At 68.9% G+C, this 19400-nt stretch carries 21 protein-coding genes and 3 pseudogenes; 19 read left to right on the top strand and 5 right to left on the bottom strand.

Features of this window, described 5'->3' with window-relative positions; genetic code table 11:
• The first annotated feature begins 2 nt into the window (after positions 1 to 2).
• From PYS65_RS34405 to PYS65_RS34375, 7 genes are all read left to right on the top strand, one after another.
• Complete coding sequence (locus PYS65_RS34405; RefSeq protein WP_279338235.1) at positions 3 to 974, top strand: enoyl-CoA hydratase/isomerase family protein; 972 nt, start codon at positions 3 to 5, stop codon at positions 972 to 974.
• A 7-nt stretch (positions 975 to 981) separates the two neighbouring features.
• Entirely contained in the window at positions 982 to 1965 is a 984-nt protein-coding gene (locus PYS65_RS34400; RefSeq protein WP_279338234.1) for an LLM class flavin-dependent oxidoreductase, read from the top strand.
• On the top strand, positions 1962 to 2297 hold the full coding sequence (locus PYS65_RS34395) for a VOC family protein (protein ID WP_279338233.1): 336 nt from the start codon (positions 1962 to 1964) through the stop codon (positions 2295 to 2297). The genes PYS65_RS34400 and PYS65_RS34395 overlap by 4 nt, the downstream gene beginning before the upstream one ends.
• Before the next feature lie 325 nt (positions 2298 to 2622).
• Positions 2623 to 3279 (top strand): NADPH-dependent F420 reductase, encoded by a 657-nt coding sequence (gene npdG, locus PYS65_RS34390; protein WP_279338271.1) that lies wholly within the window; start codon positions 2623 to 2625, stop codon positions 3277 to 3279.
• A gap of 312 nt (positions 3280 to 3591) precedes the next feature.
• Positions 3592 to 4359, top strand: a complete 768-nt coding sequence (locus PYS65_RS34385; protein WP_279338232.1) for an SDR family NAD(P)-dependent oxidoreductase — start codon at positions 3592 to 3594, stop codon at positions 4357 to 4359.
• 399 nt (positions 4360 to 4758) lie between these two features.
• Positions 4759 to 5205, top strand: a complete 447-nt coding sequence (locus PYS65_RS34380; RefSeq protein ID WP_279338231.1) for a hypothetical protein — start codon at positions 4759 to 4761, stop codon at positions 5203 to 5205.
• 2 nt (positions 5206 to 5207) lie between these two features.
• On the top strand, positions 5208 to 5447 hold the full coding sequence (locus PYS65_RS34375) for a hypothetical protein (protein ID WP_279338230.1): 240 nt from the start codon (positions 5208 to 5210) through the stop codon (positions 5445 to 5447).
• A 102-nt stretch (positions 5448 to 5549) separates the two neighbouring features.
• On the opposite strand, the gene PYS65_RS34370 is transcribed toward PYS65_RS34375, so the two are convergent.
• Positions 5550 to 5882: an IS3 family transposase gene (locus tag PYS65_RS34370; protein ID WP_279338229.1), complete on the bottom strand. Its 333-nt coding sequence runs from the start codon at positions 5880 to 5882 to the stop codon at positions 5550 to 5552.
• Positions 5883 to 6090: 208 nt separating this feature from the next.
• Here PYS65_RS34370 and PYS65_RS34365 point away from each other — a divergent pair, with 208 nt between their 5' ends.
• Both PYS65_RS34365 and PYS65_RS34360 read left to right on the top strand, forming a co-directional pair.
• On the top strand, positions 6091 to 6807 hold the full coding sequence (locus PYS65_RS34365; RefSeq protein WP_279338228.1) for an SDR family oxidoreductase: 717 nt from the start codon (positions 6091 to 6093) through the stop codon (positions 6805 to 6807).
• Positions 6808 to 7011: 204 nt separating this feature from the next.
• A pseudogene (locus PYS65_RS34360) lies at positions 7012 to 7507 on the top strand (TetR/AcrR family transcriptional regulator).
• Positions 7508 to 7584: 77 nt separating this feature from the next.
• On the opposite strand, the gene PYS65_RS34355 reads toward PYS65_RS34360, so the two are convergent.
• Positions 7585 to 8799 carry an acyl-CoA dehydrogenase family protein gene (locus tag PYS65_RS34355; protein ID WP_279338227.1) on the bottom strand — a complete coding sequence of 405 codons (1215 nt, stop codon included), beginning with the start codon at positions 8797 to 8799 and terminating at the stop codon, positions 7585 to 7587.
• Positions 8800 to 8805: 6 nt separating this feature from the next.
• Positions 8806 to 9828 (bottom strand): phosphotransferase family protein, encoded by a 1023-nt coding sequence (locus tag PYS65_RS34350; protein WP_279338226.1) that lies wholly within the window; start codon positions 9826 to 9828, stop codon positions 8806 to 8808.
• Positions 9829 to 10016: 188 nt separating this feature from the next.
• Between PYS65_RS34350 and PYS65_RS34345 the strand changes: the two are divergent.
• Positions 10017 to 10283 (top strand): annotated as a pseudogene (locus PYS65_RS34345) (hypothetical protein); the annotation flags it as partial.
• 38 nt (positions 10284 to 10321) lie between these two features.
• On the opposite strand, the gene PYS65_RS34340 reads toward PYS65_RS34345, so the two are convergent.
• Positions 10322 to 11553 (bottom strand): IS3 family transposase gene (locus PYS65_RS34340; RefSeq protein ID WP_279338225.1). Its coding sequence is split into 2 segments (ribosomal slippage): positions 10322 to 11232 and positions 11232 to 11553, totalling 1233 coding nucleotides; the frame shifts between segments, so codons are not numbered across the junction.
• Between PYS65_RS34340 and PYS65_RS34335 the strand changes: the two genes are divergently transcribed.
• The 9 genes from PYS65_RS34335 to PYS65_RS34300 all read left to right on the top strand — a co-directional run bounded on the left by PYS65_RS34335 (position 11546) and on the right by PYS65_RS34300 (position 18814).
• Positions 11546 to 12127, top strand: a complete 582-nt coding sequence (locus PYS65_RS34335) for an AAA family ATPase (RefSeq protein ID WP_341483724.1) — start codon at positions 11546 to 11548, stop codon at positions 12125 to 12127. The two genes, PYS65_RS34340 and PYS65_RS34335, sit on opposite strands and share 8 nt — an antisense overlap.
• Positions 12127 to 13041: an HNH endonuclease gene (locus tag PYS65_RS34330; protein WP_279338223.1), complete on the top strand. Its 915-nt coding sequence runs from the start codon at positions 12127 to 12129 to the stop codon at positions 13039 to 13041. Before PYS65_RS34335 ends, PYS65_RS34330 begins: the two co-directional genes overlap by 1 nt.
• Positions 13042 to 13492: 451 nt before the next feature.
• The gene (locus tag PYS65_RS34325; RefSeq protein ID WP_279338222.1) at positions 13493 to 14443 is read left to right on the top strand and encodes a hypothetical protein; all 951 of its coding nucleotides are present in this window, start codon (positions 13493 to 13495) and stop codon (positions 14441 to 14443) included.
• A gap of 80 nt (positions 14444 to 14523) precedes the next feature.
• Positions 14524 to 15432, top strand: coding sequence for a hypothetical protein (locus tag PYS65_RS34320; protein WP_279338221.1), 909 nt, complete (start codon positions 14524 to 14526; stop codon positions 15430 to 15432).
• A gap of 10 nt (positions 15433 to 15442) precedes the next feature.
• The gene (locus PYS65_RS34315) at positions 15443 to 16468 is read left to right on the top strand and encodes an ImmA/IrrE family metallo-endopeptidase (protein WP_279338220.1); all 1026 of its coding nucleotides are present in this window, start codon (positions 15443 to 15445) and stop codon (positions 16466 to 16468) included.
• Positions 16469 to 16615: 147 nt separating this feature from the next.
• Positions 16616 to 16900: a DUF3892 domain-containing protein gene (locus PYS65_RS34310; protein ID WP_279338218.1), complete on the top strand. Its 285-nt coding sequence runs from the start codon at positions 16616 to 16618 to the stop codon at positions 16898 to 16900.
• Between the two features lie 189 nt (positions 16901 to 17089).
• Positions 17090 to 17272, top strand: coding sequence for a multiubiquitin domain-containing protein (locus PYS65_RS35330; RefSeq protein WP_423836171.1), 183 nt, complete (start codon positions 17090 to 17092; stop codon positions 17270 to 17272).
• Complete coding sequence (locus tag PYS65_RS34305) at positions 17247 to 18416, top strand: ThiF family adenylyltransferase (protein WP_279338217.1); 1170 nt, start codon at positions 17247 to 17249, stop codon at positions 18414 to 18416. Before PYS65_RS35330 ends, PYS65_RS34305 begins: the two co-directional genes overlap by 26 nt.
• The gene (locus PYS65_RS34300) at positions 18413 to 18814 is read left to right on the top strand and encodes a ubiquitination-like system serine protease family protein (protein ID WP_481008147.1); all 402 of its coding nucleotides are present in this window, start codon (positions 18413 to 18415) and stop codon (positions 18812 to 18814) included. The genes PYS65_RS34305 and PYS65_RS34300 overlap by 4 nt, the downstream gene beginning before the upstream one ends.
• Positions 18815 to 19074: 260 nt before the next feature.
• Here PYS65_RS34300 and PYS65_RS34295 read toward each other — a convergent pair.
• Positions 19075 to 19374: pseudogene (locus PYS65_RS34295) on the bottom strand (transposase); the annotation flags it as partial.
• Positions 19375 to 19400 lie beyond the last annotated feature (26 nt).

The raw sequence follows: 19400 nt of genomic DNA, 5'->3' as shown, positions 1-19400 counted from the left end.
CTGTGAAGAAGACAGAAGCCGAGCTCCTGGAGAACCAGTGGGACGTCGAGAACATGGAGGTCGACCCCGAGGTCCTCGCCAAGTACGTCCGCTACGACGTAGATGAGGAGCGGGCCGTCGCGACGATCACCTTCGACCGTCCGGAGCGGCTCAACGCGATCCCGGTCGCCGCGTTCGAGCGGGTCGGTGACCTGGTCCGTGAGGCCGAGACCGACGACCGGGTCAAGGTCATCGTCTTCAAGGGCGAGGGCGATCACTTCGGCACCGGCGCGGACGCCTCCGAGCTGGGCCACTACATCGGGTACAAGTCCGGCACCGACAAGGCTTCGCGCCGCCGTCCGGCACAGCGCCAGCGGATCCTGCCCGACCGGAATGTGCTGAGCTCGGGCTTCACCCGTCCGATCATCGAGTCGCTGAAGGCGACCATCTGCCAGGTGCAGGGCTACTGCTACGGCGGCCACTTCCAGATCGCCCTCTCGGCCGACATCGTGATCGCCTCCCCGGATGCCAAGTTCACCCACCCAGCATTCCGCTACCTCGGCCCCGCTCCGCAGGACATGTACCACTGGATCGAGAAGGTGGGCCTCACGACCATGAAGGACGTCATGCTCACCATGCGCGCCATCGGCGCCGAGGAGGGTGAGCGCAAGGGCCTGGTCACCAAGGTCGTCGAGCGCGACGAGCTCGGGAGGTGGGTCGACGACTACGCGGACGCGATCGCGGTCATGCCGCTGGACTCGCTGATGATGGGCAAGTCGATGATGCAGGTCGTCATGGAGGCGCGTGGCAAGGGCCTCGGCGCGATGACCGGCTGGATCGGCCACGGCTGGGCCACCAACGTCTCCTTCGAGGAGGGCGACTGGAACTTCCTCAAGGAGCGCCACGGGAAGGGCGTCGCCCAGGCGCTCGCCGACCGCGACCGGTTGGTGGCGCCGTACTTCCGGCTCAGCGACAGCCGCTCGCGTGAGGCGTGATCGACCAGTGAAATTCGGCATCCTTCTCGACCACCAGTACGAGCGCGGGGACGACATCGCCCGGCGCACCAGCGAGCTCGTCGAGTACGTCCAGCACATCCGTGACCTCGGCTACGACTCGGTCTTCGGCATCCACCACTACCTGTCCTCACTCAGCACGCCGCAGCCGCTGCCGCTGCTGTCCCGGCTGATCGACCACTCCGGGCGGATGGAGCTCGGCACCGGGATCCTGATCCTGCCCCTGGGGCATCCGGTGCATTGGGCCGAGGAGATCGCGACCATCGACCAGATGTCCGGGGGCCGGTTCGTCCTCGGCATCGGGGCGGGCTACCGGGAGGACGAGTTCGCCTCGTTCGGAATCGAGCGGCGCACCCGCGTCTCCCGGATGAACGAGGCGCTGGAGGTCATGCAGCGGCTGTGGACCGGGGAGAAGGTCACCCACCACGGCAAACACTTCGACCTGGACGGCGTCCGCTGCAGCGTGCTCCCCGTGCAGGAGCCCGGCCCACCAGTGTGGGTGGGTGCCAACGGACCGATCGGCATCAAGCGGATCGCCAACCAGGGGTTGCCCTGGCTGGCGCCCTCGAACGTCCGGCGCAACTGGGCGGTCGGCAACCTCGCCGACTACCGGGAGCAGCGGAGGGCGAGCGGGTTCGGCGAGGAGGGCGCGGTGTTCCCGATCCACCGCGACCTCTGCGTCGCCGACTCCTTCGACGAGGCCTACGCGATCGCCGGGGATGCGGTCCGCCGTTCCTACGGCGAGTACGTCCAGTACGGCATGGACTACTTCGAGTCGCAGTGGGAGGGGATCAAGAGGAAGGCCCTCTTTTTCGGCTCGCCCGACGACATCGCGGTGAAGGTGCAGGACTTCGCCGAGGCCGGCTTCAACCACTTCGTGTTCCGTGCGCAGTGGCTGGGCCTGCCGATGGAGCGGTCGATGGAGATCGTCGAGCGGTTCGCCAGCGAAGTGATGCCGAGGTTCCGCACATGAAGATCGGTCACGTGATCGTTCCGGCCGCCGACCTGGAGGCCCAGCTCAGGTTCTACAACTCGCTCGGTCTGACGACGAAGTTCTGTGACGGCGACCGATACGCCGCCATCACCGACGGAGCGGTCACCATCGGGTTGGCGGACGAGTCGCAACAGCCCGTTGCGGGCCGGACGGTTGTCAGCATCGAGGTCGACGACCTGGACACGTGGGTCGCACGGCTGAGGGCGACCGGTGCGACCGTGGACGAGCCGGTGGTGGGACCGCACGAGCGTCGCACGGTGGTCACCGACCCGTCCGGCAACCCGGTCGTCATCTACGAGAGGACGGCGTGAGCGACGTCGTTTCTCAACGCGCGCAGCGACGCGGTCACTGCCTGCCGGTGGAGCTGTTCTCCGTGCAGCAGGCGGTCGGCCGGGGCTTCGCAGGCGACGTTGCCGAACCGGACGAGGCCGGGGGCGTGCGCTCACCGTCGCCGGTCGGCTCGCGTCGGGTCCGACTCCGACCACCGCAGCGGCTGCTTGCGTCGTCCCCTTGACGGCGTTCCTGGCGCGTGCGGAGCCGGTCTTCACCGGCTGCTGAACCATGCCGACTCCCGGCGGACCCATGCCCTTGCGGCGGTCTGCCGCGAGCCGGCGAGAGAGGAAGAGAAAGATGAGCATGAGCGATGTGCTGCGCGGCAAGACGATTGCGGTGCTTGGTGGCACCGGCCCTCAGGGCCGCGGCCTGGCTCGCCGTTTCGCCGCCTCCGGACTGGACGTCGTTCTCGGGTCGCGCTCGGCCGAGCGCGCCGCGGAGACCGCTGCCGGCATTCCCGGCAACGTCGCGGGGCTGTCGAACCTCGACGCCGCCTCGGCTGGTGACATCGTCATTGTCGCGGTCCCGTGGGACGGGCACGCCGAGTTGCTCAAGGAGCTCGCACCTGCGTTGGCCGGCAAGGTCGTGGTCGACTGTGTCAACCCTCTCGGGTTCGACAAGCAGGGCGCGTACGCCCTCCACGTCGAAGAAGGCTCGGCGGCCCAGCAGGCGGCCGACATCCTGACCGACGCGACCGTCGTCGGTGCGTTCCACAACGTCTCCGCAGTCGTGCTGAACGACCCGGAGCTCGACTCGGTCGACACCGACGTCCTCGTCCTCGGCGACGACCGCGAGGCCACCGACCTTGTCCAGGAGCTGGCCTCGGTGATTCCGGGTGTGCGCGGCATCTACGGCGGCCGGCTCCGCAACGCGCATCAGGTCGAGGCGCTCACCGCGAACCTCATCTCGGTCAACCGCCGCTACAAGGGCCATGCGGGTCTGCGGGTCACCGATGTCTGAACACATAGGGAGTCCGGTCTGGTCGGCGCGAACAACGACGGAAGGATCGAGGCCCCACCCGCGGAGGCCCTGATGGACGCGTCCTGGTGGATGCGGAACCCGCCCGTGGCACTCGACGGACTCGTCGGCGGGCCACGAAGTCCGGGTTCGTGCTCTGCGAGCGCTTCACCCTTCACCCCGGGTTCCCCCCAGCGCGGCGCATCGTGATCGGGCCCCGCACACGTGGCAGCACTGTTTTCAGCAGCCGGTTTCGTCAGCGGCGACAGAAGTGCTGCCAGACCGGTTACCAACGAAGCGAGGAGGAGTACGTTCATGGAACTCATGGGGACTGCCGCGATCGTCACAGGTGGCGCGTCCGGCCTCGGCGCGGCGACCGCGGATGCCCTCGTCAAGAGGGGGGCGACGGTCTACGTGTTCGACCTCAAGACCTCCAACGACGCTGTCCGAGGCTCGAGCACGCTCGCCGGCGTCGAGTACGTCGATGTCGATGTCACCGACCCCGACGCCGTGCGGGAGGCGGTGGCCCGGGCCGCTGCCGGGACGGAACCGTTGCGTGTCGTCGTCAACTGTGCCGGAATCGCGCCCTCGGAGCGGATCCTCGGCAAGCGCGGCGTCCACAGCCTCGATGCCTACGCGAAGGTCATCGGCGTCAACCTCGTCGGAAGCTTCAACGTCATGGCGCTGGCTGCCGAACAGATCGCGAAGACATCCACCGATGCACACGGCCAGCGCGGCCTCATCGTCAACACCGCCTCGATCGCCGCCTACGACGGCCAGATCGGCCAGGCAGCCTACTCCTCCTCAAAGGGCGGCATCGTGGGTCTCACCCTGCCAGCCGCCCGTGACCTGGCGCAGCACGGCATTCGCGTCATGACGATCGCGCCCGGCGTCATGCTCACCCCGATGATGGAGACCGTGTCCGAGGAGTACCGCGCCGGCCTGGCCGCGGGCGTCCCGTTCCCGAGCCGACTCGGTGACGTCGGCGAATACGCCATGCTCGTCCTTTCGATCGTTGACAACGACTACCTCAACGGAGAGGTCATCCGCATCGACGGGGCGCTTCGCATGGCGCCGCGGTGACAGCCACGCAGGGTGACGTTCGTGCTGGCCCCGGAACCCTGGTCGAAGTCCCTGAGCACCGGGTCCAGTTCGGCAGCGCCGCACAGTAAGCACAGCCCGGATGTCGGGGTGCTGCGCTGCGTCCAGCGCCCACTTCAGGGCGAGGAGCGGCGTCCGGCCGATGTCTACGTGCAGTCGACGGGGTGCACGACGCCCCAGCAGGGCCCCACCGCTGTAGGCCCTCACCAGCACCCAGCAGGACGGACAGCGCGGCCCCAGCGCCTGCTCCCCGGCAGACGCTGGTTCCAGGCGCTCGATGGGCATGGCGTCATAGGAGATGCCTGTCGGGTGCCAGAAGTAACGCATAGCTCTTGAACAGGTACTTTGCAGCCTCTCTCGATCATGGCAGGGTCGGGCTGCATGTCATTGCGCGTGCTCTACCTGGTCTTCCTGAGGCTTCTCGGACTGTTCCTGCTGTTGCTGTTGTCGCGACCGGAGGAGGCCAAGAACGTCGAACTGCTCGCGCTGCGTCACGAGGTCGTGGTGCTGCGCCGCCCAATCGGCGTCCGGCCGCGCCTTGCCTGGCCGGACCGCGCCGTGCTCGCAGCTCTGGCCCGGTACCTACCGGGCAGACTGCGCCGACACCGCCCGGCCAGAGAGAACCCTATGTGGGGCTCGACCCGCATCCAGGGCGAGCTGCGCCGCCTCGGCCACCGCGTGGGCGCCTCGACGATCCGCCGCACCCTGCGCAGCATCGGCCTCGGTGCCGCACCCAGCCGCGGCCCCAGCACGGGGCCCACGTGGCGCGAGTTCCTCCGCGTCCAGGCCTCTGGACTACTGGCCGCAGACTTCTTCCACTCACTGTGAACTTGAAGCGGCTATACGTGTTCGCGGTCATGGAGGTCGGCACCCGCACCGTGCACATCCTCGGCGTCACGGCCCATCCCACTGCGGCCTGGGCCACCCAGCTTGCCAGGAACCGCATAGCTGACTCCGGCTTCCGCTACCTACTGCGAGCCCTTGACAACCGCTATACCCAGGCGTTCGACACGATCTTCGCCGCCGACGGCATCGAGATCCTCAAGACCGCGCCGCAGGCGCCCGGATGAGCGCCCACGCGGAGTGGTTCATACGCACGGCACGAGCCGAGTGCACGGACCGCCTGCTGATCGACAATATCAATTCCCTCGAATCGAACTGCGGAATCCTTCCTATACAGCCAGCCCCATGGTGAGGCTGGCCCAGTACTCGTTCTCATAGTCGATCGGGCTCTTGAACCTGCACACGCTGTGTAGTCGGCGGGTGTTGTAGAAGTCGGTGATCCAGGTGGTGATCCTGATCCGGGCCTCGGTGCGGGTGTGGAACGTGTACCGGTGGACGTACTCGACCTTCAGGACGCTGTTGAACGCCTCGCTGGCGGCCCAGACGTCGAGTCGTTCGTAGCCACCGCGGTCGGCGGAGCCACTGATGGTGCCCTGGGCGCCACCGACGACATCGACAACGACTGCGGTGTGCCACGTGCTTGCTGCCGGTGCGGATGACACAGTTGCCGCCGTGGCGCTGCGAGCACGCCTCGTCTGGACATGCGCATGGGTGACCTCCGTGAGAGGGGAAGGTGCGAACCGTGGGTCCTGCGTTGCTGTGGTCGCCCTTACGTTGCTGCAGTCACCCTTTTCCTCACACATACCGACCGGTTCGTCTGACGTGACGGAGTTGATTCGCGCCCGTTCGCAGCCATGTCGAAGGAGACCGATGGTGGAAGCCGTGCGGGATGCGGGAGTGGTCGTCACCGGGGCCGGAGGGGGCATCGGCGCCGCGCTGGCCCGCCGGTTCGCCGCCGAGGGGGCGCGGGTCGTCGTCAACGACCTCGACGCCGGGAGGGCGGGGGCCGTCGCCGGGGAGATCGGCGGCATCGCGGTGCCGGGCGACGCCTCGGCGACCGTGGCCGAGGCCCGCGACGCGCTCGGTGGCACGATCGACGTCTACTGCGCCAACGCGGGCCTGGCTTCCGGAGGTTCGGAGGCGGCCGGCGAGGAGGTCTGGGCGCGCGCCTGGGACGTCAACGTCATGGCCCACGTCCGCGCCGCCGAGGCGCTGTTCCCCGCCTGGCTGGAGCGCGGCGGCGGCCGGTTCGTCTCCACCGTCTCCGCGGCCGGACTGCTCACCATGATCGGCGCCGCCCCCTACAGCGTCACCAAGCACGGTGCCTACGCCTTCGCCGAATGGCTGTCCCTGACGTACCGCCACCGCGGGGTGAAGGTGCACGCGATCTGCCCGCAGGGCGTGCGCACCGACATGCTCACCGACAGCGGCAGCGCGGGCGACCTGGTGCTCCGGCCGACCGCGATCGAGCTGGAGGGCGTGGCCGACGCCCTGTTCAAGGGCATGGAGGAGGACCGCTTCCTGATCCTGCCGCACCCCGAGGTCGCCGATTTCTACCAGGCCCGGGCCGCCCACCCCGACCGCTAGCTGAGGAACATGAACCGCATCCAGCGCAAGTGGGAGGAGACCCGGTGACCGCCTCCCGCCGCGCGGCCGGGCCCTGGCTCGCCCTCCTCGGGACCGGGGTCCTGCCGGACTTGCCGAGAACGGCAAGTGGGAAGATCCTCCGTCGGGAACTTCGTTCTCGTACGCACGGCAGCGAGTAGGGCCACGGAAGGCAGGTGGCGGCAGGTGCCCAGGACGACGGACTCAGGCGGCACTCCGGTGCCGCAGCGGCTCCTGGCCGCTGCCACCCGGCTCTTCGCCGAGCAGGGCTACGACCGCACCTCGGTGCAGGAGATCGTCGAGGCGGCCGGCGTCACCCGCGGACGCCGACGAGCCGGTCGAGAAGCGGCTGCGCGACGCGGCGGCGGACGTGGTGGTCACCACCATCGAGAACCTGGACGACGCGATGATCTTCTTCCGCTCGATGCACCACCTGAGCCCGGAGAAGAACAAGCAGGTGCGCGCCGAGCGCCGGCGCTACCACGAGCGCTTCCGTGCGCTCATCGAGGAGGGCCAGCAGGCGGGCGTCTTCTCCGCGGCGGCCCCGGCCGACCTGGTGGTCGAGTACGACTTCGGCTCGGTCCACCACCTGTCGACCTGGTACCGCCCGGACGGACCGCTGTGTCCCCAGGAGGTCGCCGACCACTTGGCGGACCTCCTGCTGCGAGCGCTGCGCCCGTGAGCGGGGGCCCGGGGGCGCGGCCCCCGGGGACGGGACGGGCAGGGGCGGCGGGAGCGAAAACCCCCGGCCCCCCCACGTCACAGGTACTTCTTCAGCTCCCGCCGCGCCAGCGACCGCTGGTGCACCTCGTCCGGGCCGTCGGCGATCATCAGCGTGCGGGCGGCGGCGTACAGCTCGGCCAGCGGGAAGTCCTGGCTGACCCCGCCCGCCCCGTACAGCTGGATGGCCCGGTCGAGGATGCCGACGACCGTGCGCGGGGTGGCGATCTTGATGGCCTGGATCTCGGTGTGGGCACCTCGGTTGCCCACGGTGTCCATCATCCAGGCCGTCTTCAGCACCAGCAGCCGCAGCTGCTCGACCGCGACCCGCGCGTCCGCGATCCAGTTCTGCACCACGCCCTGCTGGGCCAGTGGCTTGCCGAAGGCGTCACGGGACACGGCCCGCCGGCACATCAGCTCGATCGCCCGCTCGGCCATGCCGATCAACCGCATGCAGTGGTGGATCCGGCCGGGGCCGAGCCGCGCCTGGGCGATGGCGAAACCGCCGCCCTCCTCACCGATCAGGTTCGCCACCGGCACGCGCGCACGGTCGAAGACCACCTCGGCGTGGCCGCCGTGGGAGTGGTCCTCGTAGCCGAACACCTGCATGGCGCGCTCGATCGTGACGCCGGGCGTGTCGCGGGGCACGAGGATCATCGACTGCTGGCGGCGGATGTCCGCCCCGTCCGGGTCGGTCTTGCCCATCACGATGAAGATCCTGCAGTCCGGGTGCATCGCCCCGGAGATGTACCACTTGCGGCCCGTGACGACGTACGAGTCGCCGTCCCGCTCGATGTGCGTGGTGATGTTGGTGGCGTCCGAGGAAGCCACCTCCGGCTCGGTCATCGCGAACGCCGAGCGGATCTCCCCCGTCAGCAGGGGCTCCAGCCACTGCTTCTGCTGCTGCTCGTCGCCGAACTGGGCCAGCACCTCCATGTTCCCGGTGTCGGGCGCCGCGCAGTTGGTGGCGGTGGGCGCCAGCTGCGGGGAGCGGCCCGTGATCTCGGCGAGCGGGGCGTACTGGAGGTTGGTGAGGCCGGCACCGTACGTGGAGTCGGGCAGGAACAGGTTCCACAGCCCCTGCCGGCGGGCCTCGGCCTTGAGGTCCTCCACCACGGGGACGGTGTCCCAGGGCGAGGCCAGCCCGGCGCGCTGCTCGTGGGCGACCTGCTCGGCCGGGTAGACGTACTCGTCCATGAAGGCGAGCAGTCTGGCGCGCAGCTCCTCGGTGCGCGCGTCGAACGCGAAGTCCATGTCCCGTCAGCCTTCCTGAAGAGTGGTCAGACCGTGCTCGATGAAGACGGGGACCAGTTCGCCGATGCGGTCGAAACCGCGGCCGACCGTCTGGTCGAGCGTGTAGCGGTAGTGGATGCCCTCGAGGATCACGGCGAGCTTGAACCAGGCGAACGCCGTGTACCAGGACACCGCGGAGACGTCGCGTCCCGAGCGGGCGGCGTACCGCTCGATCAGTTCGGCGGGGGAGGGATGCCCGGGTGCCTCGGCCGTCGTGGAGACGGGGGAGTCGGGCAGGTTCAGCGGCGTGCTGTACATCGCCAGCAGGCCGAGGTCGGTCAGCGGGTCGCCGAGCGTGGACATCTCCCAGTCGAGGACCGCCCGGATCCGGTCGTCGGCCCCGATCAGGACGTTGTCGAGCCGGTAGTCGCCGTGCACCACGGTCGGCGCGGGGGAATGGGGCAGCGCGCGTCCGAGCGCCGCGTGCAGTTCGTCGATGCCGGCGAGCTCGCGGCTGCGGGAGGCGGCCAGCTGCTTGCCCCAGCGCCGCAGCTGCCGGTCCAGGAAGCCCTCGGGGCGGCCGAAGTCGGCGAGGCCCGCCTCGACGGGGTCCACCGCGTGCAGCCCGACGAGGGTGTCCACCAGCGACAGCACGGCGCTCCGGGCGCGCTCCTCGCCCAGCGGGGCGAGCTGGGCGGCGGTGCGGTACGGGGTGCCCTCGATGAACTCCATGACGTAGAACGGCGCGCCCAGCACCTCCTCGTCCTCGCACAGCAGCACCGGGCACGGCACCGGCACGTCGGTCGGGTGCAGGGCGCTGATCACCCGGTGCTCGCGCTTCATGTCGTGTGCGGTGGCCAGGACGTGGCCGAGCGGAGGGCGCCGTACGACCCACGTCGAGGTGCCGTCCGAGACCGCGTACGTCAGATTCGACCGTCCGCCCTCGATCAGCCGGCCGGTCAGGGGGCCCTGTGCCAGCCCGTGCCGCTCTCGGTCGAGCAGGCCGCGCAGCCGGTCGAGATCGAGTCCGGGCGGGTGGTCGGGGCTCATGGTCGCTCCTACAGGCGGGTGAAGGGGATGCGACCATGATGCTGACCGGTCGGTATGTCGTCCAGTGCGCAAACCGGACGTGACCGTCGTCACGGCATGCGGCAGCTCCCCGCGCGGTGCGCCGGGGAGCTGCCGAGGGGTGTGTCACGACCAGAGTTGGCGTTGTCACGTTGGCCGACCGGCGTGGGATGATCTTTGTGGAGGTCGTATCGGGGAGGGGACTGCTCGTGTCGTCCGTGCCGCCGTCGTACCGGGGGCACCGGTACCCCATCGAGATCATCTCCCGCTGCGTGTGGCTGTACCACCGGTTTCCGCTGTCGTACCGGGAGGCCGGGGAGCTGATACCCGGGCGCGGCGTGGTCGTCTCCTACGAAACCGTCCGGCGGTGGTGCCTGAAGTTCGGTCAGGCCTACGCCAACGCGCTGCGTCGCCGGCGTCCCCGTCCCGGCGACAAAGGGCCTTGTCCCCGAGGGGTGGACACCTGTTCGTGTCGTTATGCGGCGAGTGTCAGGGTAGCCGACTGTTGCTCGTAGGCGATCGGTGCCTGCTGTCCGTTCGCCGAGTGTCGTCGGCGGGTGTTGTAGCGGGTGGTCCAGCGGAAGACGGCCAGGCGGCAGGCGCGGGCCCCGTCGAAGCGGCGGGCGCCGCGGAGCGTCTCGCGTTTGAGGGCCGCGTTGAAGCTCTCGGCGAGCGCGTTGTCCGCGCTCGTGCCGACCGCGCCCATGGACTGCCGCACCCCCAACTCGGCGCATATATCGGCGAATTGGCGAGAGGTGTACTGCGCTCCGTGATCGCTGTGGAATACGGCTCCGGCCAGGCTGCCGCGGGTCGCGGCAGCTGCCTGGAGCGCGTCGGCGACCAGCGAGGTGCGCATGTGATCGGCGATCGACCAGCCCACCAGACGGCGCGAGAAGCAGTCGATCACGGTCGCCAGATACAGGAACTCGCCGTCGCCCACCGGCAGGTAGGTGATGTCGCCGACGTACTTGGTGTTCGGCATGCTTGCGGTGAAGTCGCGCCCAAGCAGGTCCGGCACGGGCGTGGCGGACGGCTCGGGCATGGTGGTGACCTGGCGCCTGCGCAGCCGCAGCCCGGCGATGCCGTACTTGCGCATGACCCGTCCGACGCGCTTGTGGTTCACGCGCTCACCGGCGTCGCGCAGCTCGGCGGTGATCCGGGGCCGGCCGTAGGTGCCGTCCCACTCGGCGTGCACGGCCCGGATCCGCTCGGCGAGCGCGGCGTCCGCCCGCTCACGCGCGGCGCGGGCCTCCCGGCCGGCCCGCCATTTGTAGAAGCTGGAGCGGGCCACCTCCAGCACGTGACACAACCGCTTCACGCCCCAGGCGCGGTGGTGGTCCTCAATGAACTTGAAGCGGTTCACCAATTCATCTCGGCGGCGAAAAACTTCGTCGCCTTGCGGAGAATGTCCCGTTCGGTGGCCAGTGTCGCGTTCTGCTTGCGCAGGTCCTTGTTCTCCGCGCGCAGGGCCGCTATCTCGGCCTCCAGCTCTTCCTTCGTGGCCTCGCTCACCGGGACGTCCTTCGTGCTCTTGATCATGGCGCCGCTCTTGCCGCGGCGGGCCCGCTCGGCCCGTACCCAGTTGCGCAGCGTCTCCCGGCTGATCCCCAGGTCCTTGCCGATGCCCTCGAAGGTGTGGCTCGGATCCGACAGGTACAGCGCGACAGCGTCCGCCTTGAACTCGGGCGAATAGACCTTCATCACCATAAGAGGCCCCTCCTCCCCGGCCCCTGCCGGGGCCGGGCTCAGAGGTGTCCACCGCTCGGGGACAGGTCCCCTCAGCTCCGGGCATAAGATCGTCCTGCTCACCATGACCCGGCTGATCGAGCACGTCGACGAACGCACCCTGGTGATCATCGATGAACCCGAGGCCCACCTCCACCCGCCACTGCTCGCCGCGTTCATGCGGGCCCTGTCGGACCTGCTGGCCCAGCGCAACGGCCTCGCCATCGTCGCCACGCACTCTCCTGTCGTCCTTCAGGAGATACCAGCCCATTGCGTGTGGATCCTGCGCCGCCACGGCCGGCATCTCGGGGCCGCCAGACCCCGCATCCAGACCTACGGCGAGAACGTCGGCATGCTCACCCACGAGGTCTTCGGCCTTGAGGTTGGAGAAGCAGGCTTCCTGCAGGAACTGCGCCGCCTGACCAGGCAGGGCTACACCTACGACGACGTACTCGCCCACTTCGGGGACCGGCTGGGCAGCGAGGCGCGGCTCGTCCTGAGCGCCTTGCTCAGCACAGGGGGCGGCGCGGCCGATGCACCGGAGGGAAGCCACTGATGCGCCGCATGGAACTGCCCGCCTTCGATGTGCGCACCACATACACCACATGCATCAGCATCGCCCGGCCCGCGGCCAAGTCGCGCCTGAAGACCTTTGAGGAAGCTGTCGTTAAGGCCGGCGAGCAGTACGAGGCGGCAGCGAAGAACCACACCCTGCACGACCTCACCGACGTGGCAGACCACCCCGGCGACGCCACGGACCGCAAGCAGCTCAGGAAGGTCTACACCGACCGCATGGCCAGGAAGGACACCCCTGGCTACGAGATCTACAACGCCATCAAGAATGCGGCCGAAGACCTCTGCCCCCTGTGCGGCATCGGCAAGGTCGAGACCCTCGACCACCAGCTCCCCAAGAGCAACTACCCGCTGCTCGCGGTGGTCCCGGCCAACCTCGTGCCCGCCTGCCGCGACTGCAACACCGGAAAGGCGGACGCATCACCGGCAGCCGCCGAAGCCCAGGCCCTGCACCCCTACTTCGACGAATTCTCCCGCACCGCCTGGCTTGCCGCACGTCTCGTCTGGAAGACCGCGACCAAGCCGATGACGGCGCAGTTCTTCGTCGACGCGCCCTCTGCATGGGCCCCGGCGTTCGTCGCCCGACTGCAAGCCCACCTCGACTTGTTCAACCTCAGCGAGCGCTACGCCCTCCAGGTCGGCAGCCACCTCTCCACGCTCTCCTTCATGTTCGCCGCCCTGCCCGGCGACGGAGTCGGCCGCCTGCTTGCATCGCAAGCCGAGGCATGGACGCACACCAATCCCAACAGCTGGGAGAGCGCGTTCTACCGAACACTGGTCGCCGACTCCTGGTACGTCAACGGCGGCTGGCGGCAGGCCGCCGGGCCACAGCCCCCTGCCCTCGCACCCGAAGAGCTCCAGAATCCGGACCTCATCACGGGCCAACTCCCCGGGTAGCAGAGGCCGCACGGGTGGAAGGGACCTGTACCGCGTGCGCGCCCGTGGGAACCGGCCCGCCCGCATGCAAAGACCCCAAGAAGCCGGGGAAACGGGCCGTGAGGTGTCCTTTGCCGTTGACGGGCGGGCCACTGCCGCTCGTTCCGACAGGCCCCGGTCCGGACGCCGTCGCGGGCCGCAGTGAAGGGCGCTATGTGGCCCGATCCAAGACCCATCACGACCGGCAGCCCTGACCTCGTCTTCGACGACCCGTCGCTTCGGCCACCGGTCTGCCGAGTCGAACCGCTCCAGGCAGGACGTGGCAGTGCAGGGCGCCCAGTTGGTTGCGCTGTTCCGCGAAGCAAGCGGGTCTCGGGCGCGTCGCGCGCCTGAGGTGTGGATGTTGGTGTATGCAGACTCGGAGGTCGGCGGCTGCAGGCGCCGAGCGGGGAGCAGGGGATCGGGGTGGCTCGTGGCGAGCGGGGCTTTCGAGGAGCTACAGACCGGCGAGTTGGGGCCGGCCACGTTTGACCTGTTGCGACGGCTGGTCCACCAGGTGCGCCGTGCCTCCGGCTTTCCGCCCCCCGAGGGGCACACGGTCTGGAGCGATGACGCGGCCTACGACGTGATCCGTGCGATGTTGTCCCAGGAAGGAGCGGGACAACGGTTCGTGACCGTCTGCTTCGCCCAGGCCGCCGACGAGGCCTCCCTGGAGCGGCTGTTCCTCACGTCGATCAAGAACTTCCTCATCGATGAGGCGAAGAAGACGCCGCGAGGCAAGCTCCGGCGCCGCATCGCCCGCTTGATGAACGAGGACACGGCCTACCGGAAGAGCAAGGGCTCACCGCCGCGCTGGACGCTGTCCGACCATGCCGAGGGAGCTGTGTGGCAGGGAGATCTCGACGATCTCATCGCACAGGCGGCACGGGTGACAGGTGTCGGCATCACCCGCTGGAACCATTCCGGCCCCACCCCCCAGCAGACGGTCCACGCCCTCAAGACCATCCTCCTGTGCGTGCTCCAGTACGCCCAGGGAGCGGTGCGGGAGGAAGACCTCGCCAAGGTCCTCGAAGCCCGGTTCGAGCTCCTGGCGCCGACCCGCTTCACCGCGCTGTACGCCGATGAAGGGACCGTCGTCGAACTCGTCGACCAGCACGCGGCCACCGCCGCACCGGACCCCACAGGAGTCGACGGAGTGGCCGAGGACATCTGGCAGCGCCTGTCACCCAACGAACGCCTGCTGCTTCCCTCCCTCGACGAGGACGCCCATCACGCGGCGCAGCTGCTGGAGATCCGGCAAAACCATGCCGCTGCCGTCCTGGCAAACCTCAAAACAACGCTCCGTACCGCCCTGTCCGCGGACAGCGATCCCCACGCGGTCATGACCGCCCTGCTGGCGCGCTGCGGCGACGTTCCTTCGTGAACAGCCCCAGTTACGTCGTCTGGATCCAGTGAGAAGAGAATGCGCTGATGGACCACAGCCGAGGAGACGGGGGAGACGGTATGAGCTCTGTCCACACCACTGCCTACCAACGGCTGGTGGCCACCGCTGCGGGACTGAAGGTGCCCGATGCCGTCCGCCAGGTGGCCACCGCACCACCCCAGGACCCGCAGCCGGGCCAGATCTGGCGCGCTGTATGGGAGGACACCATCCAGCTGCTGCTGATCACAGCGGTCGGCGACGATGACACCCTGCGCGCCGTGCCAGCCTCCTTCGAGCGGTACGCCGACCCCGACACCCTGCTCCTGTCCGCCCAGGCAACCACCCTAGAACAGCCACTGGCCCTGTGGTGGGGCCTGGAAGCCACCCTTCCGTGGTGTGTGCTGGACCGGCTGGTCAGTGAGCTGACCAGCCGCCCTCCCGCCTTTACCTCCCGCACGCTCGCCGACGCCGTGCCCGGCACGCAGTGGGGGAGCGGCACAGCCCTGTCCGCGCCGACCATCGAGTACCGCGGAGTCCTGGCAGGCCAGCTTGCGTTCCTTGCCTCGGCCCAGTGGGCCCCCCACGGATCGGGCGGCCTCAACCAGCTGTTTCGTGACCACGGCATCACCGTCCCGCAGCTCGCGACCGAACTGAAACTGCCGCCGCCCCAGGCGCTCGCCGTCTGGAGGGGGCAACTGGCCTTGACCGCCGACCAGGCCGCCACACTCGCCGAGCGTCTCGACCAGCCGGCCAGCCAGCTGCTCGCGGCCAACCCCGCCTTGCCGCCCGCCGTCGTGCACGAGCTGAACCGCCCCCTGCGCCGCAAGCAGGTGAAGGCGCTCGCCGCTCAGCACGACGAGACCGAACGCGACGCCCGGCTGCGCGCCGCCTACGGCATCTACACGCTCGCGGCACGCGACGACGACCGCACACAGCCGAGCTGGAAGGCACGCACGGACCGCTACTTCGAACTGCGCCTGGGCGAATAGGGGAAACCGCATGGTCAACTACGTGCTCGCCGGCGCCGCCCGCACCCAGGCCGCCGCCATGATCCAGGAACTCGAAGCGGCCCGTCCCGGCGCGGCCGAGCGTCTGGCACAAGGCGCCCTCGCGGAGCTGAGAACCTGGCCCGAGCTGACCGTCCTGGAGGTCGACGAGAATCTGACGGAACAAGGGTGCAGCGTCGCCGGGGCGTACGACTTCGGCCCGCCACCGCACCTGTCCGTCGCCACGTCCGCCAGCCGTGCACGGCGGGACTTTACCGCCCTGCACGAATTGGGCCACCACCTGCAGAAGAACAGCTTCGCCCTCATGGAGCCCTTCAGCAGGGAACCCGACGGCGGCCTCCTCCTGGAGGACGCGGCCTGCGACGCGTTCGCCGCCGAGATCCTGCTCCCCGCACCCCTCGTCCACCAGCACCTGGACACCAAAGGACCCACCGCCTCGGCGATCACCCAGCTGTGGCAGGCGAGCAACGCCTCCCGCATGGCGGTCTGCGTACGAGCCGCCCAGCATCTTCCCGCGCCCGGACACATCCTCCTCCTCGACACCACAGGAAACCTCGCCTTCGCCGCCTCCCACGGCGAGCGACCCCTGCGGCGCGGCAGCTTCCAAGGCGACATAGCCGTCATCGACCGCGCGCTGACCGGCTCCGGCCACGCACGAGGGCTGACCCAGGTCCGCTACCGCGACGGCATCTTCGGACGGGAACTGCACACCGACACCGCGCCCATGGACGGCTACCTCGTCGCTGTCCTCGTCACAGACTCCGCCCCCTGGCGCGCCTTCACCCCGCCCACCCCCGACACCGGCCCCCAGTCACGCGACTATATCTGCGCGAACTGCGGCGAAGAGCACCGCTCCTTCGCCCCCGCCTGCCGACGCTGCCGCATCCCCCCGTGCCCCGACTGCGGCCGCTGCGCCTGCCCGCCCCGCGTCCCCGAACGCCTCTGCCCAAGCTGCTTCACCCTGCACCCGCCCTCGATGTTCTCTGCGGGCAGCGACCGCTGTCTCGACTGCGACTGACGCCTCGCCACCCCCATCTGCACCGCGTTCACCCCTACCCGCGAGTTACGTCGTCCGTCCCAGGCGAAGCACCCCACCCAGGGGTGATCACGGAACCCGGGCGCCGGCCGCGGGCGCCGTCGGAACCTCGCCGGCAGGAACAGAACGATGGCTATTCAGATCACCGCGGTGCGCCTGTCGACCGGCGGCACCACGCACGAACACATCACCCACCTGTGGTGGACCGAGCAGGCGTCCGGCAAGACCGGCGACAACACGCGGGCGCAGATCGTCGACTGGATTGAGAACCAGGCCGGCAAGGCCTACACCAGCGACCGAGCCGGGCACCGCACGGAAGTCGCCGTGGTGACGCCCGCCCGAGGCGAGAAGTACCTGAGGACCCGCGCCGACGGCGTGTGGACCAACAACCTCCTCGCCCTTCCCCGGCGCTGACCCGCCACAACAACACGGCTGTCCGGCGCGCCGCCCCTGCGGTGGCCCGCCGGACGCCGCCCCGCCCGGGGCACCTCCGGGCGGACACACGCCCCCCTCACCTAGGAGGACCTATGTCCCAGGACAGCCACGGGCCCGCACCCGTCACGATCACCGTCAACGCCCGCGCACACCTGGGAGGCGAAGGAGATCACCTTCGAGCAGGTCGTCGACCTGGCCTACCCCGGCCAGCCGCCGAACGACCAGGACACCTACACCGTCCGCTACAGCCGCGGCCACGACGGCCACGGAACGGGCAGCCTCACCGCTGGCCACAGCGTCAGAGTGAAGAAGGGGATGGTCTTCGATGCCTACCGCACTTCTCGCTCGTGACCCCGACCTGGCCCGCCTCCTCGACGACGGCTACGACGTCGTCGTCCACGCAGGCCACATCATCGTCCGGCACATCCCGTACGTCACCGAGAACCGCACCGTCGAACACGGCTTCCTCGCCTACCCCATGACCGTCAGCGGGGACCGCCTGGTCTCCGGAACCGACCACCGCATCTGGTTCAGCGGTTCCGCCCCCTGCGACGAGCACGGCCGCCCCCTGGCCCTCGTCAATCCGGAGATCCGGGTGATCGCCGAGGGTATACAGGCGAACTTCATGCTCTCCAGCAAACCCAGCCCCGACGGCTACCCCGACGAGTACACGAAGATCACCGCGTACGCGAGGATCATCGCCGACCAGGCACACGCACTCGATTCCACGGCCACCCCCACCCCCGGCGCCGCATGGCAGGAGATCGAGGACGACAGCCCCTTCGCCTACCGCGACACCGCCACCTCCCGCGCCGGTATCGCGGCCGTCAACCGCCGATTTCAAGGCCACCGCATCGTGATCGTCGGCCTCGGAGGCAGCGGAAGCTATATCCTCGACCAGGTCGCCAAAACTGAGGTCGACTCGATCCTCCTCATCGACGGCGACACCTTTGACAACCACAATGCCTTCCGGGCCCCCGGCGCCCCCACCCTCGACACCCTGCGTGACCGCCCGCCCAAGGCGACCTACCTTGCCTCGGTCTACGCGAACATGCACCAAGGCGTGTCCGCCTGCGAGCAATACCTCGATGAGGACAATCTCGACCTGCTCACCGGCGCCACGTTCGTGTTCCTCGCCTCCGACGACGCGGCGAGCAAGCCGATGGTCATCGACTGGCTCGAAGCCCACGACGTACCGTTCATCGATGTCGGCATGGGCATCGAAGAGATCGATGGCCGCCTCAGCGGCCTCCTGCGCGTCACCACCAGCCTCCCGGGCCGCCGAGACGCAGCCCGCCGCCGCATCCCCCAGCCGGCGCCCGAACGCGACGCCTACGCACGCAACATTCAGACCGCGGATCTCAACGCGCTCAACGCCGTCCTGGCCGTCATCCGCTGGAAACGCTCCATCGGTATCTACGCCGACGCCACCGACGAGAGCCACACCACGTACTCATTGATCACTAACGAGATCGCCAACGAGGACCTGCCGTGACCGTACAAGACACCCTGCGCCCGGTCTTCACCGAGACCTTCCCTCCAACGATGGACGCAGGGGTTCTGTACGTCTCGATCCCCTACCGCACTTGCGGTCACCTCTGCTGTTGCGGTTGCGGCCACGAGGTCATCACACCACTCTCCCCAGCTCAATGGTCCATCACCTACGACGGTGAGAACGTGTCTCTCACCCCCTCGATTGGCAGCTGGGCGCTCCCTTGCCGGTCGCACTACTGGATCCATGGCGGCCGTGTCCGATGGAGCCGGCGCTACTCGGCGGCAGAAATCGCCCAGAACAGGGAGCGTGACCGTCGCCTGCTCGCCCGAAATTCCGAAGAGCACAGGCCAGGGGCGCTGACCAGGCTACGTCGCCACCTGCAGTCGTGGCGCTGGTAGGCCAACGCGCGGGCTCCCGTTCCGCCGAGCACCGATAGGACTGGACGCGGCCTTCAAGTCAGGGGGATCAGTCAAGCCAGTGCATGAGACGAGCTTTCTCGTGGACCGCCAAGGCGCGTTCCTCCAGGCGAGCGCATACTGCCTGGCTTCGTTACTGCTCTGGGGCAGCATTGACTGGACATGCCCAGCAGGCGCGCGCTGCCCAGGCAGGCCACATCCAGAGCCAGGGCGAGCATCTTGGGGGAGATGCCCGTGCTTCCTCGGGACTCATTGCAGCGGCGGATGCTGAACAACGCGGAGATGCAGAAGACGTGTTGGAGCCGGCGGTTGTAGCGCCGTGGCCGGCGGAGATTGCCGCTGATCTTGCCAGAGTCGCGTGGAACGGGTGCGACACCGCCGAAGCCGGCGAGGCGGTCTGCGGTGCCGAAGGCAGCCATGTCACCGCTGGTGGCGGCCAGGAACTCGGCGCCGAGGATCACGCCCAGGCCGGGCATGCTGGTGATCACTTCGAAGTCGCGGTGCTCGCGAAACCGGGCTTCGATCGCTTTGTCGATCTCGGTTAAAACGGTCCGTCTAACGAGTGGTC

The sequence above is a fragment of the Streptomyces cathayae genome, assembly GCF_029760955.1.
GTDB lineage: Bacteria > Actinomycetota > Actinomycetes > Streptomycetales > Streptomycetaceae > Streptomyces > Streptomyces cathayae.
Note: the sequence above shows the minus strand (reverse complement) of the source record. Positions and strands in the feature narration are given on the sequence as shown.

What these genes read in the sequence shown, in the direction of transcription:
- PYS65_RS34395 (WP_279338233.1), top strand. Translation starts at nt 1,962, where the DNA reads ATGAAGATCGGTCACGTGATCGTTCCGGCCGCCGACCTGGAGGCCCAG.
- npdG (WP_279338271.1), top strand. Translation starts at nt 2,623, where the DNA reads ATGAGCGATGTGCTGCGCGGCAAGACGATTGCGGTGCTTGGTGGCACC.
- PYS65_RS34385 (WP_279338232.1), top strand. Translation starts at nt 3,592, where the DNA reads ATGGAACTCATGGGGACTGCCGCGATCGTCACAGGTGGCGCGTCCGGC.
- PYS65_RS34380 (WP_279338231.1), top strand. Translation starts at nt 4,759, where the DNA reads ATGTCATTGCGCGTGCTCTACCTGGTCTTCCTGAGGCTTCTCGGACTG.
- PYS65_RS34365 (WP_279338228.1), top strand. Translation starts at nt 6,091, where the DNA reads ATGGTGGAAGCCGTGCGGGATGCGGGAGTGGTCGTCACCGGGGCCGGA.
- PYS65_RS34355 (WP_279338227.1), bottom strand. Translation starts at nt 8,799, where the DNA reads ATGGACTTCGCGTTCGACGCGCGCACCGAGGAGCTGCGCGCCAGACTG.
- PYS65_RS34350 (WP_279338226.1), bottom strand. Translation starts at nt 9,828, where the DNA reads ATGAGCCCCGACCACCCGCCCGGACTCGATCTCGACCGGCTGCGCGGC.
- PYS65_RS34330 (WP_279338223.1), top strand. Translation starts at nt 12,127, where the DNA reads ATGCGCCGCATGGAACTGCCCGCCTTCGATGTGCGCACCACATACACC.
- PYS65_RS34320 (WP_279338221.1), top strand. Translation starts at nt 14,524, where the DNA reads ATGAGCTCTGTCCACACCACTGCCTACCAACGGCTGGTGGCCACCGCT.
- PYS65_RS34315 (WP_279338220.1), top strand. Translation starts at nt 15,443, where the DNA reads ATGGTCAACTACGTGCTCGCCGGCGCCGCCCGCACCCAGGCCGCCGCC.
- PYS65_RS34310 (WP_279338218.1), top strand. Translation starts at nt 16,616, where the DNA reads ATGGCTATTCAGATCACCGCGGTGCGCCTGTCGACCGGCGGCACCACG.
- PYS65_RS34305 (WP_279338217.1), top strand. Translation starts at nt 17,247, where the DNA reads ATGCCTACCGCACTTCTCGCTCGTGACCCCGACCTGGCCCGCCTCCTC.